Here is a 506-nt window from a genome sequence, read left to right as displayed (position 1 = left end):
GGAGCGGCGGTAGATGATGCCGCAGGGAGGGGTTTCCTCGGCCTTGCCCTTGGCGTAGGGCTCGCCGATCTTGCCGTCGACGATGGGGCATTCGCCGTTGGCGGGGAGGGTGGTGGCGTCCTCGGTGCCCGGGTCGAGGGTGAGGGATACGGGGGTGGCCGTCGTTGTCGCCTGGATGTTGAAGCCGGGGACGTCGATGGCCGCCGTCGCCTGGACGTCGTCGAAGACGGCGTCGTCGATGTCCTGTGGGTCCTGCGTGATGAGGAACAGGCCGAGGCGCTCCTTGCGGCCCTGCTTTGCGGCCTCCGTGAACTTCGTGATGACCTTCCGGGACTGCACGCTGTCGGCGTCGGTCAGGAAGTTGTGGGCCTCGTCCATCCCGACCACGAGCGGCGTCTCCTTGATGCGGGCATCCATGTCCTGCTGCATCCGTTCCCACAGCCCGTACCCGTACGGTCGGATCACCATGGTGCCGCGCACCGGTCCGTTGTCGGCCAGCTCGGCCT

1 protein-coding gene is annotated in these 506 nt (G+C 67.6%); it reads right to left on the bottom strand.

What is annotated here, in order from left to right; translation table 11 throughout:
- The coding region (locus ROI90_RS21160) for a hypothetical protein (RefSeq protein ID WP_316000272.1) at positions 1-506 on the bottom strand (506 nt) is incomplete at both ends.

It is taken from the genome of Hymenobacter endophyticus, from assembly GCF_032464715.1.
Classification (GTDB): Bacteria; Bacteroidota; Bacteroidia; order Cytophagales; family Hymenobacteraceae; genus Hymenobacter; species Hymenobacter endophyticus.
The sequence above is the reverse complement of the archived record's forward strand: the minus strand, read 5'-3'. Positions and strand labels throughout refer to the sequence as shown.